This window comes from Myxococcales bacterium, from assembly GCA_016703425.1.
Lineage (GTDB): Bacteria > Myxococcota_A > Polyangia > Polyangiales > Polyangiaceae > JADJCA01.
Genome location: JADJCA010000001.1, coordinates 99,935 through 113,269, shown reverse-complemented (window position 1 = coordinate 113,269; position 13,335 = coordinate 99,935). Strand labels below are relative to the sequence as shown.

Annotated in this window: 12 protein-coding genes; 7 read left to right on the top strand and 5 right to left on the bottom strand. The window is 68.3% G+C overall.

The genetic code is table 11. The annotated features are described in order from the left end of the window. The first annotated feature begins 8 nt into the window (after window positions 1–8). The 6 genes from IPG50_00440 (at window position 9) to IPG50_00415 (ending at window position 7,362) form a co-directional block, all read left to right on the top strand. A complete protein-coding gene (locus tag IPG50_00440; GenBank protein MBK6690672.1) occupies window positions 9–1,379 on the top strand; it encodes a serine/threonine protein kinase in 1,371 nt (456 codons plus the stop codon). Beyond that, window positions 1,376–2,389, top strand: a complete 1,014-nt coding sequence (locus IPG50_00435) for a carboxypeptidase regulatory-like domain-containing protein (GenBank protein ID MBK6690671.1) — start codon at window positions 1,376–1,378, stop codon at window positions 2,387–2,389. Before IPG50_00440 ends, IPG50_00435 begins: the two co-directional genes overlap by 4 nt. A gap of 38 nt (window positions 2,390–2,427) precedes the next feature. Next, entirely contained in the window at window positions 2,428–3,696 is a 1,269-nt protein-coding gene (locus IPG50_00430; GenBank protein ID MBK6690670.1) for a hypothetical protein, read from the top strand. Further along, window positions 3,693–4,955, top strand: a complete 1,263-nt coding sequence (locus IPG50_00425) for a hypothetical protein (protein ID MBK6690669.1) — start codon at window positions 3,693–3,695, stop codon at window positions 4,953–4,955. Before IPG50_00430 ends, IPG50_00425 begins: the two co-directional genes overlap by 4 nt. 90 nt (window positions 4,956–5,045) lie before the next feature. After that, entirely contained in the window at window positions 5,046–6,608 is a 1,563-nt protein-coding gene (locus IPG50_00420) for a D-lysine 5,6-aminomutase subunit alpha (protein ID MBK6690668.1), read from the top strand. A 10-nt stretch (window positions 6,609–6,618) separates the two neighbouring features. Then, window positions 6,619–7,362, top strand: a complete 744-nt coding sequence (locus IPG50_00415) for a cobalamin-dependent protein (GenBank protein MBK6690667.1) — start codon at window positions 6,619–6,621, stop codon at window positions 7,360–7,362. Between the two features lie 53 nt (window positions 7,363–7,415). Here the strand turns inward: IPG50_00415 and IPG50_00410 are convergent, their stop codons facing one another. From IPG50_00410 to IPG50_00390, 5 genes are all read right to left on the bottom strand, one after another. Beyond that, window positions 7,416–7,613 carry a (2Fe-2S)-binding protein gene (locus IPG50_00410; GenBank protein MBK6690666.1) on the bottom strand — a complete coding sequence of 66 codons (198 nt, stop codon included), beginning with the start codon at window positions 7,611–7,613 and terminating at the stop codon, window positions 7,416–7,418. A gap of 100 nt (window positions 7,614–7,713) precedes the next feature. Next, window positions 7,714–8,184 (bottom strand): bacterioferritin, encoded by a 471-nt coding sequence (gene bfr / locus IPG50_00405; protein MBK6690665.1) that lies wholly within the window; start codon window positions 8,182–8,184, stop codon window positions 7,714–7,716. Between the two features lie 84 nt (window positions 8,185–8,268). After that, window positions 8,269–10,152: a hypothetical protein gene (locus tag IPG50_00400; GenBank protein ID MBK6690664.1), complete on the bottom strand. Its 1,884-nt coding sequence runs from the start codon at window positions 10,150–10,152 to the stop codon at window positions 8,269–8,271. Window positions 10,153–10,207: 55 nt separating this feature from the next. Next, window positions 10,208–11,011, bottom strand: coding sequence for a hypothetical protein (locus IPG50_00395; protein ID MBK6690663.1), 804 nt, complete (start codon window positions 11,009–11,011; stop codon window positions 10,208–10,210). Between the two features lie 107 nt (window positions 11,012–11,118). Further along, window positions 11,119–12,513 (bottom strand): hypothetical protein, encoded by a 1,395-nt coding sequence (locus IPG50_00390; protein MBK6690662.1) that lies wholly within the window; start codon window positions 12,511–12,513, stop codon window positions 11,119–11,121. Between the two features lie 383 nt (window positions 12,514–12,896). Between IPG50_00390 and IPG50_00385 the strand changes: the two genes are divergently transcribed. Then, on the top strand, window positions 12,897–13,271 hold the full coding sequence (locus tag IPG50_00385; protein ID MBK6690661.1) for a polymer-forming cytoskeletal protein: 375 nt from the start codon (window positions 12,897–12,899) through the stop codon (window positions 13,269–13,271). The last annotated feature ends 64 nt before the right edge of the window (window positions 13,272–13,335 follow it).

Below are 13,335 nucleotides of genomic sequence, written 5' to 3'. Positions count from 1 at the left end.
CTGCGTCGATGGGTCCGTTGCCGCCCCCGCCGGTCGCCAAGGGCGACATGCTCGCGGGGAAGTACCGCGCCCTGGATATCCTCGGCGCCGGTGGCATGGGCGTCGTGGTGGCGGCGGAACACACGCAGCTCCACCAACGCGTCGCCCTCAAGTTCCTCTTGCCCGAGGGCCTCGTAAACGCCCAGGTCGTCGCGCGCTTCGAGCGCGAAGCCCGTGCCGCGGCCCAACTTCGCAGCGAGCACGTGGCGCGCGTCATCGACGTCGGGCGGCTCGAGACCGGCGGCCCCTACATCGTCATGGAGCTCCTGGACGGATGCGACCTCTCGGCGCTCCTCCAGCAGCGCGGCCCGCTCCCTGAGAGCGAGGCTGTGGACTACGTCATCCAAGCCTGCGAGGCCATCGCCGAAGCGCATTCGCTCGGCATCATTCATCGGGACTTGAAGCCCAAGAATCTCTTCGTGACCAAGAGCGTCGACGGCAGCCCTCTCATCAAGGTGCTCGACTTCGGCATCTCGAAGACCGCGGCCGACGATCTCTCCCTGACGGGGACCACCGAGGTGATCGGCTCACCGAATTACATGTCCCCGGAGCAGCTCAAGGCTTCGCGCGACGTCGACGCGAGAAGCGACATCTGGTCTATCGGAGCGATCCTCTACGAGGTGCTCGGAGGCCGCGTTCCGTTTGTCGCCACCACCCTTACGCAGCTCTGCTCTCTCGTACTCACGGAGGCGCCTCCTCCGCTAGGCGAGCTCCGCGCCGATCTGCACCCCGAGCTCCTTCGCGTTGTCGACAAGTGCCTCGAGAAGGATCCGGCCCGGCGCTTCGGCAGCGTGGGAGAGCTCGCCATGGCGCTCGCCCCCTTTGCCAGCACGGCCGGGAGCGTCCTCGCGTCACGCGTCGCCATCGTGGGTGGCTCGGGGCGCCTACCTCCGAGCCCCCCGGCGTCGTCATCGGCGCGGGTCGTGCCGGCAGGGCAAGGCGGCTCCACCTCCGTCTCGTGGGGCGCCACGGAGCTCGCGCGAGGCACACCACCGCGGCGGGCGATGGCGCTCGGCGTGCTCGTTGGCGCCGCCGTCGTAGGGGCGTTGGCGACCTTCGTCCTGCGCGCGACCTCACAACGCGAAGGCACGCTAACGCTCGCACCGGCGCCCTCGAGCGTCGCTGCCGCAGCGGCGCCGCCGCCGGTCCTCGCAGCGGGCGGGGCAACGTCCGCGACGCCCGCAGCGTCCGCGGGACCGTCGGTCCCGTCGAGCGCGCCATCAAGTTCAACGCCGCCCGTGACACCGGGCCCGAGCGCGGCTCAGAAGCCGGGGCCGAGGCCACCCAAACACGCCACGCCACGCGTCGCCAACGACGACCTTCCTGGTGATCGAAAGTGAAGACGGTTCACGCCGCTACGCTGCTGTCACTGCTCCTGTCGACGGGCGTTGCCGCCGCTCAGAAGGCGCCGAGTCAAGCTGCCGCGCAGGCGCTCTTCGAAGAGGGGCGCCGATTGATGACCGCTGGCCGCTACGGCGACGCGTGCCCGAAGCTGGCCGAGAGCCAGAGGCTCGACCCCGGCGCGGGCACCTTGCTCAACCTCGCGGCGTGCTACGAGAAGAACGGCCAAACCGCCAGCGCGTGGGCGACCTACAAGGAGACGATCAGCGAGGCGGAGAAGTCGAACCGTCGCGAATGGGCCGCCAAGGCGAGGCAGCGAGCGCTGGCGCTCGAGCCGACACTCGTCAAGCTGTCCATCGTGGTGCCACCCTCGGCGCGGAGCGCGGGCCTCGTCATCAAACGCGACGGTAGCGAGGTGGGCGCCGGCGAGTGGGGCGTCGCGATCCCCGTCGACCCGGGTAGCCACAACATTGAAGCGTCGGCGCCTGGCTACAAGCCGTGGACCACTGTGGCGCAGGCGGTCCGCGCGAAGGAGACGGCGACCGTCTCGATCCCGCAGCTCGAGCGCTTGCCACCGGCAACGCAAGCGGTCGCCACGGCGACGCCCCCAGCGCGAGGACCTGTCGGCGCGGCACCGCTTCCGGGCCCCGAGACGCCGGATGGCGCGCCCTCGGGGAGCACGCAACGAACCCTCGGCTTCGTCGCCGGCGGTGTTGGTGTGGCGGGCCTCGCCGTGGGGGCCATCTTCGGGCTTCAGGCCATGTCCGCGCGGAAGGACGCGGAGCCCGACTGCTCAAGCGATCTTGCGCGGTGCAACCAGAAGGGCCTGGACGCCGTCGACGACGCCAAAGGCAAGGCGCTCATCTCCACCGTCGGCTTCGCCGCCGGCGGCGCCCTCGTCGCAACAGGCCTCGTGCTCGTCCTGACAGCTCCTCGCAACCGCGAGGCGTCGGCGCTAACGCTCAACTTCTCGCCGCGTGGGGCGCTCCTCTCTGGGGGCTTTCAATGACGCGCCGCGCACCGCTTCGAGCCGTACTCCCGTTCCTTTTGGCGCTTCCGGCGTGCGCCGCGCTGCTCGACTTGCCGGACCCCATCCTGGACAACGGCCTCCTGCCCGATGGCGGCGATCCTGCGAACGCAGAGACCGGCAGCTCCGCCGACGGCTCCGCGGACGACTCGGCAAGCGGCACCGATGCGCCCGGCGACTCGGCCGCGGCCGCCAATGGGGACGCCGACACGGGAGCCCCCACGTGCAGCGCCGATCTCATGACGTCGCTTCAGAACTGCGGCGCATGCGGCCACGACTGCAGCGGTGGCACGTGCGACAAGGGCGTTTGCACCGTTGCGCGCGATGGCGTCGTCACGTTTTACGGGGCCCTCGGCTTGGGGCAGGTCGGCGATCAGCTTGTGATCGGCAGCGGGTCCAACTCGAACGCGGGTGCTTTTTCGTGTTCCAAGGCCGGCTGCGTCGCAAGCGGTGTCACGCGCCTCACGACGGACGTCGATCCCGCCACAACGACGGTCCGGTCGGTCGCGGCCATCGGCAGCTACGTCTATTGGGCCGAGAACTACAAGGCCGGTTACGGCGCATACCGAACAGACCTCGCCGGCGGAAACACGGTGCGAGTGAGCCAAGGCGACGTCTTCTCGAAGTCGGCCTCCATCGCGGTGAGCGACGCGGGCATCGCTTGGGGACAGAACGACTCGAACCAGCGCGTCGGATTCTGTCCGTTGCCGAGTTGTTCGGGGGCCGCCACCTTGTTGCCCAACGCACCGGGCAACGCGACGCTGGGCTATTCCAGCGCGGTAGAGTTTGCGCCCGACGGCTCCATCGTCTGGGTCGAGAACAGCGCGATCGTCCGCTGCACCACGCCGGCGTGCGGCGGCGGGCCTCAGACCATCATCAACGGGACGGGGCACGCGAACCTTGGATTGGCGATCTCCGGCACCACCGTCTACTGGACCGCCGCGACCGACGACGCCATCAAGAGCTGTCCCATCACCGGATGCCCCGGCGGCGTTGCGACGGAGGTCATCAGCGGGCAGAGCGAGAGCACACTCGTGGGCCTCGCCATCAGCGGCTCCACCCTCGCGTGGACGCTGTCAGGCACTCTCAGTGGCGACGGCGGCCTCACCACCGACGGCATCGTGCGTAAATGCGACGTCTCCGATTGCCCGGGCACCGTCGTCACCATCGCGGCCAACGAGGCAGCCCCCATCCGAACGGTCATCGACGCGAACAGCATCTATTGGCTCAACGAAGGGCGCACGAACCGCCTCGACGGCGCGTCGTCCATCAAGAAGGTCCCGCGATGAAGCCGGCGCGTCTCCTCGCCCTTGCCGCCTTGGCGGCGGGCGCCATGCACGGCGCGGCGGCCTGCGGTGAGACGCAGGCGGAGCCGCCGACGCCAGTCGTCGCCGACGCTTCGACCGACGGCGCGCTAGCGGCCGACGGCGGGCTCGAAAAGGAGGCAAGCGCCGCGGACGGGAGCACTCCGACGGGCGACGCGAGCGTCGACGCGGCCTTGTGCAACGCGGACCTGGCGACCTCCCTCCAGCACTGCGGCGCCTGTTTTCACGACTGCAGCGGCGGCGCCTGCGCGGGGGGTCTTTGCACGTTGAGCGGCGGTGCCACCGCGCTCTACGGCGCCCTTGGCCTCGGCGCCTTCGGCGGAGATCTCTTCGTTGCCAGCGGCGGTGACGCAGCGGGAATCCACTCGTGCAAGAAGACTGGCTGCCTCTCGCTCGGTCCCACTCGCGTCAACGCCGACGTCGACGCCGCGGGGACGGTTCCGTCGAGCGTCGTCGGCTACGGCGGCTATGTCTACTGGACCGAGCGCTATCAGACGGGCGGCGGCGCCTACCGCACCCCCCTCGACGGTGGGCCCACGGTTCGTGTGAGCAAGGGCGATAGCTTCTCTTCGTCGGCCGGCATCGCGGTGAGCGACGCGGGCATCGCGTGGGCCAACGACGACTTCGACCAGCGCGTGGCCTTCTGCCCCTTAGGTCTTTGCGCAGGCGCGGCAGCGCTCCTGCCCAACGCCGTCGGCAACCTCTCCAAGGGCTTTTCGAGAGCCATCACCTTCGCCCCCGACAATTCCATCGTGTGGACGGAGAACGGGCACCTCGTTCGGTGCGCTGCGCCCGCCTGCCCGACTCCCCACACGATCGTCAACAGCACGGCGCTTGGCGCGCTGGCCATTTCTGGCACCACGGTCTTCTGGGCCGCCTCCCTCCTCGACTCAATCTTGAGCTGTCCACTCACAGGGTGTGTCGGCGGGATTCCCACCACCGTCGTGGCCAACCAAACCGAGGGCACCCTCTCAAGCCTCGCGATCGCCGGCACCACGTTGGTTTGGACCCTCGAGGGGAGCCGCGGCGACGCGGGGCCGACGATCGACGGCGTCGTTCGGCGCTGCGATCTGACGAATTGCGCAGGCACCGTGCGGGACGTCGCCACCGCCCAAGCGGCCCCCGTCGACGTCCTCGTCGACGAGACGAGCATCTATTGGGTAAACGAAGGCGGCGTCGGCAGCCTCGCCTTCGCGTCCACGCTCATGAAGGCCCCGCGCTAGGTCCCCCGAGCGTCGTCGCGAGACGGCGATGGGCGCTCGCAAAAAAACCAACCGCTTTGCCCGAAGCCGCGAATGTGCGAAACATCGGCCATGGCCCGTGTTCCCGTCGACGAACGCAAGGTTGCCGAGTGCCGCCTGCTCGCCTCTGAAATCGGTGGCGACGTCCAGAAGTACATCGACCGTCATACGAGCGTCGGCGTCGAGCGCACGATCCTCCGAGCCTTCGGTGTGGACGGTGTCGACGACCAAGGCGCTCCCATCGTGAACCTCGCCGTGGAGCGCTACCACAAGGCGGGACTCCTAGGCCGCGGCATCTCCACGTTCCTCGCGCGCGCCCTGCACGGCGGAGCCAAGACGATTCAGGAAGCCGGCGAGCGGCTGGCGTTCGGCCACGACCTCGACGACGGCGTCGGCGGCCCCGAGGGTGCCGTACTCGCCGGCATCCTCAAGCCGCACGTCGACGCGGCGCTCGGGCGCATCGACTCTGCGCGCGAGGAGCGCGAAGCTAACAAGCGCGCCTCGCTTCCCGGTCCCAACCCGCTCAAGTACGTCATCGTCGCGACGGGCAACATCTACGACGACGCGCTCCAAGCCAAGGCCGCCGCCCACGGTGGCGCCGACATCGTTGCGGTCATTCGCGCGACGGCCCAATCGCTCCTCGACTACGTGCCCCACGGCGCCACCACAGAGGGGTTTGGAGGCACCTTCGCGACGCAGGAGAACTTCAAGATCATCCGCCGCGCCACCGACGAAGCGACGAAGGAGTACGGGCGCTACATCCACCAGACGAACTACTCGTCAGGCCTATGCATGGCCGAGATCGCCTGGATGGGCGCCGTGGAGCGCCTCGACATGCTCCTCAACGACGCGATGTACGGCATCCTCTTCCGCGACATCAACATGTGCCGGAACTTCGTCGACCAGTACGTCGCCAGGCGGTTTATCGCGCGCGCTGGCATGATCATCAACACCGGCGAAGACAACTACCTGACGACCGCCGACGCCGTTGAGAAGGCGCACACGGTCCTCGCGAGTCAGTTCATCAACGAAGCCTTCGCGCTCCGCGCGGGCCTTCGTGAAGAGCAGATGGGCTTGGGCCACGCCTACGAGATTAACCCCTGGCTCGAAGACAGCTTCCTCTTGGAGGTGGCGCAGGCGCAGCTCATTCGCCAAATCTTCGACCGTCACCCCATCAAGTGGATGCCGCCGACGAAACACAAGGTTGGCGACATCTTCTTCGCTCACGTCCACGACGCGATGTTCAACCTCGTCGGCGTCACGACCGAGCAGTCCATCGAGCTGCTCGGCATGTTCAGCGAGGCCATCCATAACCCCATGTTGATGGATCGGTACCTGTCGCTGAAGGCGACCAAATACGTATTTTCAGCCTGCAAGCACCTCGGCGAAGAGATCGAGTGGAAGCGAGACGGCCGGGTCGCCAAGCGCGCGGAGGCGGTCCTCGACGAGGCGCTCACCGAGCTCCGGAGCGTCCACAAGGACAGCATCTGGGACGCCATCGGACACGGCGCCTTCGCCGACGTGAAGCGTACGCGCACCGGTGGCAAGGGCTACGCCGGCGTCGCCGAGCGGGGCGCCGACTACATGAACCCCATCCTGGATGCGCTCGAGAAGCCGCGTCCGACCGCGTCCTGAGGAGATCGCCATGCACCCCACGTCCGCAACGCACCCGCTCCGTGCCTACGGTGATCGCGAAGGCGATGGCATGGTTCAGATATCGTTCACGCTCGCGGTCCCCCCGTCGGCCCGGGCCCGAGAGGCCGCCCGGCGCTTCGCCGAGATGCACGGCCTAAGAGAGCCGCTCGTCGCCACGATGGAAGAGTGCGCCGAGGGCTATTCGTTCTTCGTCGTCTACGGGCACTCGACGCACGCCGTCGACATCGCGAGCATCGACGTCCCCGAGATTCGAACGTCGGCGCTCTCGCGCGAGGAGATCGAGTCACGCATCCACACCCGACTGGGCCGCAAGATCGTCGTCGTCGGCGCGTGCACCGGCTCCGACGCGCATACCGTCGGCATCGACGCGATCCTCAACTACAAGGGCTTCGCAGGGGACAAGGGCATCGAGAGCTACAAGGGCTTTGAGGCCTACAACCTCGGCGCCCAAGTTGAGAACGAGCAGCTCGCCGAGCGCGTCGTGGCGCTCAAGGCCGACGCCGTGCTCGTGAGTCAGGTCATCACGCAGCGCAACTGCCACAAGGAGAACGCCGCGGCCTTCGTCGAACTCGCCAAGGCGCGCGGCTTCCGCGACCAGATCATCTTGCTCCTCGGCGGCCCGCGCATCGATCACAAGCTGGCGCTGGAGCTGGGCTTTGACGCCGGCTTCGGCCCCGGGACCAAGCCGGGCGATGTCGCGAGCTTCCTCGTCGAACGCATGACCTCCACCTGACCGACCCGACCCGCCCTCGGCGCTCGCGACTCACGCGCCGCCGGGAGACGACGTTAGGCGGCCCGGTGTCGAACCAAGCCGTCGGCGGCCACCAGCCGGTCTTCGACGAGGTCCTCAATCATGCCGCAGCAGGCGCCGCAGTCGCCGCCGGCGCCGCACATCCGAGTCACCTCTTCACGCGTCGTCGCGCCGCCATCGATGGCCTGGTGAATCTGGGTGTCGGTGACGGCCTTGCAGACGCAGACGAACATGGCTCCGTGAGGATATTGAAAACCATTTTCGTTTTCAAGTGGAGTCGTCGCACTGCTGCAACAGCATGAAATCACTAGGCGGCAAAAAGCTGTGGTGGTCTCAGGGGCGGATCTGCTGGGCCAGGTAGTGGGCTTCGCCAACCTGCTTGATGAGCTCGAGCTGGGCCTCGAGCCAGTCGACGTGCTCTTCCTCGCTGACCAGAATCCGCGTGAGGAGGTGCTCCGAGCCGTTGTCCCCCACGTCGCGGCAGAGCTGGATGCCGCGATTCAAGAGCGGAACCGCAACCAGCTCAGCCCCTAGATCGTGCTTGAGGATCTCGGCGACCGTTTGGCCGATCATGACCTTCCCGAGGCGCTGCACGTTCGGCAGGCCCTCCAGGAACAAGACGCGCTCGATGAGCTCGTCGGCGTGCTTCATTTCGTCGATCGACTCTTTACGAATCTTCTCGCCGAGGGCCTGGTAGCCCCAGTTCTTGCACATACGCGCGTGCAAAAAGTACTGGTTGATGGTCGTCAGCTCTCCCGTGAGAACCTCGTTCAAGAGATCGATGACCTTGCTATCGCCTTTCACGCGTTGCCTCCGAGCCGCGAGGGGAACACCCCCGCCGATACTTTGCAACCTCCGTCGCGATTCGCGCGCCAGAGTGGTGCTCACCTAGCGAATGACCGTCTCGCCCAGCTCGAGCGCGAGCCACACGTCGACCCCGTCGCGACCAAGCCGCTGCGAACCGAAGAGCCGCAGCGTTACGCAGCCGCAGCCGTCACGCAGATCGATTGAAGCACGCGCACCGAGCAGCGCCTTGGACACGGCGTCGAAGTCCGCGCCGGCGCGTGTCGTCAGGTGCCTCGTCCAAGGAACGACCACGGCGGCGCCGGCGCTGAGACCGTCCCCCGCGAAGTAGCGCACCCCTGGCATGGCCAAGGCAAAGCTAGGCGACAGCAAGCGCGCCAGCGTGGGGTCGGCGCCGCCTCGGCCGCCAAGGCGTCCCTCCAGGTGGAGTCGCTCGACGGCGCCGAGGCGTGCCCGCAAAGACCCGGCGACGCCCGGTCGCGCGCTCAGGGTCGCGCCCGCCTCCAGGCCGACGAGAACGAACGTCCCGCCGGCGGCGATCTTCAGGCGAGAGAACGGCTCCTCGGAACTCACGGCATAGCCGAGACCCGCGTCGACCTCCGCGCCGTCGCGGGCGCCGTAGCGGCCCAGCGCGCTTGACGCACCAACGAGGGGAGCCACGGAGATGCCCTCGCCGAGGGCCTGAACGTCGAAGGCCGAGCGCAGGAACCCGGCGCGCGCTAGACCATCGACAGCGTCGCGACGCGCCGCTGCGTAGGCCAGCACCCCGACCTGTGGCTCGACGCGGTGACGCCACGGGTCCGCCACGTCAGCGCTCGCGTAGGCGCGCACAAGCGGGACGCCCACGCGCACCTGGCCCGACGCGGTGGCGAGGTCGGCGGCTCCGAACGACGTCGCGACGTGGGAGCCCTCGGCTCCGGCATCGACGCGCGCCGCAAGGACGCCCAACGGCCGCGCCATGGAGGCGCGAGCGCTAGCGCCGACAACGGTCATCGGTGCCTCACCAGGGCGCGACAAGGCGCCGGCGCGGAGGCGAGCGCCGGCGCTGACGCCGCGTGCGAGCGCATCCACCAGGGCGAGCTCGAACGACGGACCGTAGGAGCCGGTCTCGGTGTCCGCTCCCCGCACCATGGTCCCTGTGATGGCCGCCGAGGCCGAAAGAGGGCCTTCGCGCGCGAACGTTTCGCCGCGAAGCCGGTCGAGCGGCCGGGCCGCGTCGTCCAACGACGACGTTGACGCGAGCGCGCGCGCGCCGCGCATCGCGTCGACGTCCCACGCGGCGCCACTCATGGCACCGTGACTGCCGCGAGCATCCACCGCGACGCCGCTGCCGCCGAGCCAATCGACGCGCATGCGCGTTCGCGAGCGCGGCGCGCGCAACTCGGCGTCGATGGCGGCGCCCCCCACGAAGTAGGCGCCGCCGCGAAGGTCGAGGCCCAACTCGCGATCCTCGGGCGCCACGGGCCGCGTTCGGTCGAAGGACCACCACGGGAGGTGCACACCGGCGCCGGCGAAGAGGCCGTCTTTCGCACGGTAGGCGAGCACCGGAGGCAAGAGGCCCGGCCGCTCCGCGCCGCGAAGCCAAAAGTACGGCAGCGCCATCACGGGGACGCCGTACACCTCGAGTCGTGGCGACTTGAGGATGAGATCGCTCGGCGGCCCAACGAGAACCTCCTTGAAGCTCAGGGTCAGCGGCGTGCCGAGGCACGGGCAAAACGCGAGTTTTCCGTCGCCGAGGATTTCGATTCCATAGCCCGTTCGCCGCAGCCGCAGCTCCTCCGAGCGAAGGTGGAACGGCGAAGCCTCGACCGTCACACGGCCTCGCAACAGCAACTCTCGACGCTCCGTGTCGATGGTCACGTCGTCCGCGTGAGTCTCGAGGTCGCCGAGGCCCGGCGGCGCAAGAGCCGCTGTCGGCGCGAACAACGCCGCGAGCGCTGCCCTCGCCAGGAGACTCGCCGCGATCACAATGGGCGAGCTTACGTCAGCGCTGCGCCGCGCGGCGCGCTGTCATCGGCGCCGCTCAGGGCGTCGGGCCTCGCCCAGCCTTGGCCGGCGTGGCGGGCTGCTGCGAAGGCGCAGCCGCGGGCCCCGTCCCCTCGCCGTCGGCCTCGGGGATCGCCTGGGGCGCGTCTTTCACGAAGGCGCCACCGGCGAAGTCCACCTGCAGGACCGCGTGCCCCTCCTTGCTGGTGACGAATCGATGCGTCGCGGGAGCGTCTTGACGCAGCTCCATCTGCAAGATTAGGTCGCGCCCCGCGGGCACCAACCGAGCGCGCCGCACGGGCGTGTTGAAGTGCTCGGTGACCAGCGGATTGAAGTTGTTTCGCACCGAATTGTGCGCCCCCTTGAGGACGAAGGTTAGCCCTCCCTTCGCCTTGCGCTCTTCAACAGGAACCGCCTGGCCGAGTTCCACGAAGATCCTCGAGCCACCGGCCTCCGTCCCTTCGAAGCCCGGCTGGATGACGAAACCGCCGGTCTTCGGTCGCTTCACCTTGGCGGCCTTGGGCGCCTTCGTGCCGCCGATGCGTTTCGTCGTCTCACGACGAAACGGCGCCGGTGCATAGCCGGTCGCCTCGCGCGCTGGCTTCGTGGGCGCCGGCGCGACCGCTTCGCCCAACGCGCCCGCCGGCGCGCTTCCGGGAGCAGCGGCACCGGCGCTCGGGCTCGCGGCGGGGGTCGTCGACGGCGGCGCTGTTAGCGCAGCCGCGCCCGCAGGCGCTGGAGCGGGCGGAGCAGGGGCAGCCGTCGTGGCCTGCGCGAGCGCGGCCGACGGCACGATGAAAAGAGACAGAGCGACGGCCCACGAACGAAGCCCAAGGCGCATCGGGAAAGTAGACCACGACCGAAGCTCTCGGCCCAACTTTGGCAGGCGAAGTCGATACGGCGCAGCGAGGTGGTCACGCGCCCGACACGGGCGCGCATGTCACCGGATCACTGTGCAGCAGCGGAGGGGCCCGTCGCGGTCTTCTTCTCTTCCGGCTTCTTGATGCCGGCGGCGCGCTCGTAGATCTTGTCGAGGTTCGCCGTGACCGTGGCGAAGACGCGAGCCGAGGGGCTCCACCAGATGTTGTCGGAGCCCACGATCCCGCGTCGTTGACCGTCCGGGGCGATGATGCCGGCGAGGTTGTAGTACCCGATGCCGACGCCGAGCTCGTCCATGAGGTCGTAGTCGCTCGAGAGAATCACCCAGCTCGACTGCGTGAAGGTCGCCGCATCGCTGTTGCGCGGAACCTCGACGGTCCCCGTCGCGGTGCGGACCGTCGCGCCACTGGTCGGAGCGTAGAGCCAGTTGTTGATGAAGATGAGCGAGAGACCAGCGTCCCATTTGTCGGTGATCGACACCTTGCCGCGTGCCACCGCCAAGACCGTGTGGTTGGGCATCATGCTGCCGCTCAGTTGGTCGGTGGAGACGGTGCGACCGCCGGCGTCCTGCCGCAGCGTTTCGAAACCGCCGAGATCGGTCGGCGTGGTGCTGCGCGTGATGGGATGCTCGTAGCCCACGGACAGGCCCGCCGACGCGCCGGGAAACCACTTGGCGGACTCGCCCTTAAGCGGGATCTTTTGGCTAAGGCCCACGCCGGCGCCGGGCTTGAAGTACGTGCCCTTCGCCTGGCTCTCCTTCGAGAGCGGCAGCTTAATCGTGCCGGAGAACGAGATCTTGGTGTCCTTCAACCGCTCGCTGATCGGCATTTCGTAGCGGACCGTGTTCCACACGTCGCCGAGGACATTCTCCCGATAGAGCGCCGTCTCGTTCGCGTTCGTCATCTCCTTGTAGAGGTCGGCGCGGAGGTTGTACGAGAGACGCTTGTTGAAGGCGTAGCGCGGCTGGAACGAGAACCACCACTCGTACGAGGGCGTGTAGCTCTGCTGGGCACTCGGCTCGAGCCGCGCCGTCTGAGTCGACGTGCTGTGATCCCAGAAAAGGATGGAGCCGGCGAAGGGATTTCGGTTCCCCTCGGCGTCGTCGCTCTTCTTGGTGTCGACCTTCGCCTCGTCTTTGCGGGGCGTTCCGCTGCCGAGGTCGAGCGAGACGCCGCTCTCGCCGACCGTGGACGACCCCGCGGCGCCAGGTGAAGGCGACGCGGTATCGCCCCCCGTGGCTTTCTTCTTCTTCGACTCGTCGTCGTCGGCCTTTTTGGGCTCCGCTTCCTTCTTTTCCGCATCGCTCTTCGGCGCGTCAGGCTTCGGCGCATCGGCCTTGGGCGCGTCAGCTCCCGCAGGCGTAGCCGGCGGGGCTTCGCCTTGGGCGAAAGCAGGGGTTGCGCAGAAAGCGGCCACCGCGACCAGCGCGAGGCTCGAGAGTTCAGGGAGGATGCGGCGGTTCACGGATGCTCCGAAGCCGAAACCAAGAGGTTCGGCGTGGGTTCGAGTGCCCGTTCGCCGCCCCGGCGTCAACCGAAACCCACGGAAAGGCCCGAGGGAATCGAGAACGCCGGCCGCGATGCATGCAGGTATTGGGCCGTGTGCCAAACCCCCGAAAACTTGGCCGCTACGACACCTGGACAGACGGTCCGTTACCCGATTGACGGCATCCGGTGCGCGGCCGCTAACGACCGGCGCGCTTTTCCCGTGAACGTGCCCGATCACGGAAACCCGGGCTTCGCGGGACCGTCCACGGGCACGGGCACGTTCACGTTCACGGGAGAGGCCGCGGGACCGTCGCAGGCCACCTTGCGGGACCGGCCCGGGAGCGCTACAGCGGCCGCGACATGGACCCCAACGACATCACGACGCTCCTTGGCCCTGGCACCCAGTTCGAGGGCAAGCTTCACTTCGAAGGTCGCGTACGCATCGACGGAGCCTTCAAGGGCGAGATTCGGAGCGACGACACGTTGATCATCGGTGAAGGCGCCGACGTGCATGCTGAGATCGACGTGGCGACTGTGATCGTTCGCGGCGGGACCGTTCACGGCAACGTGCGCGCGAAGCAGAGCATCGAGGTCCACGCGCCGGGCCGACTCATCGGCAACATCCACTCGCCCTCCGTGTTCATCGAGCGCGGCGTGGAGTTTCAGGGCAACTGCCGCATGGATGCCCTCGACGCCCCGAAGGCCGTCGCCGCGGCGCCCGTCGCGCAAGCCTAGCGCCCCCCGAGCGTCGGGCCGCCGGCCGCGCGCCCTCGAAGTCTCCCGGCCGCCGCTCGCGAGT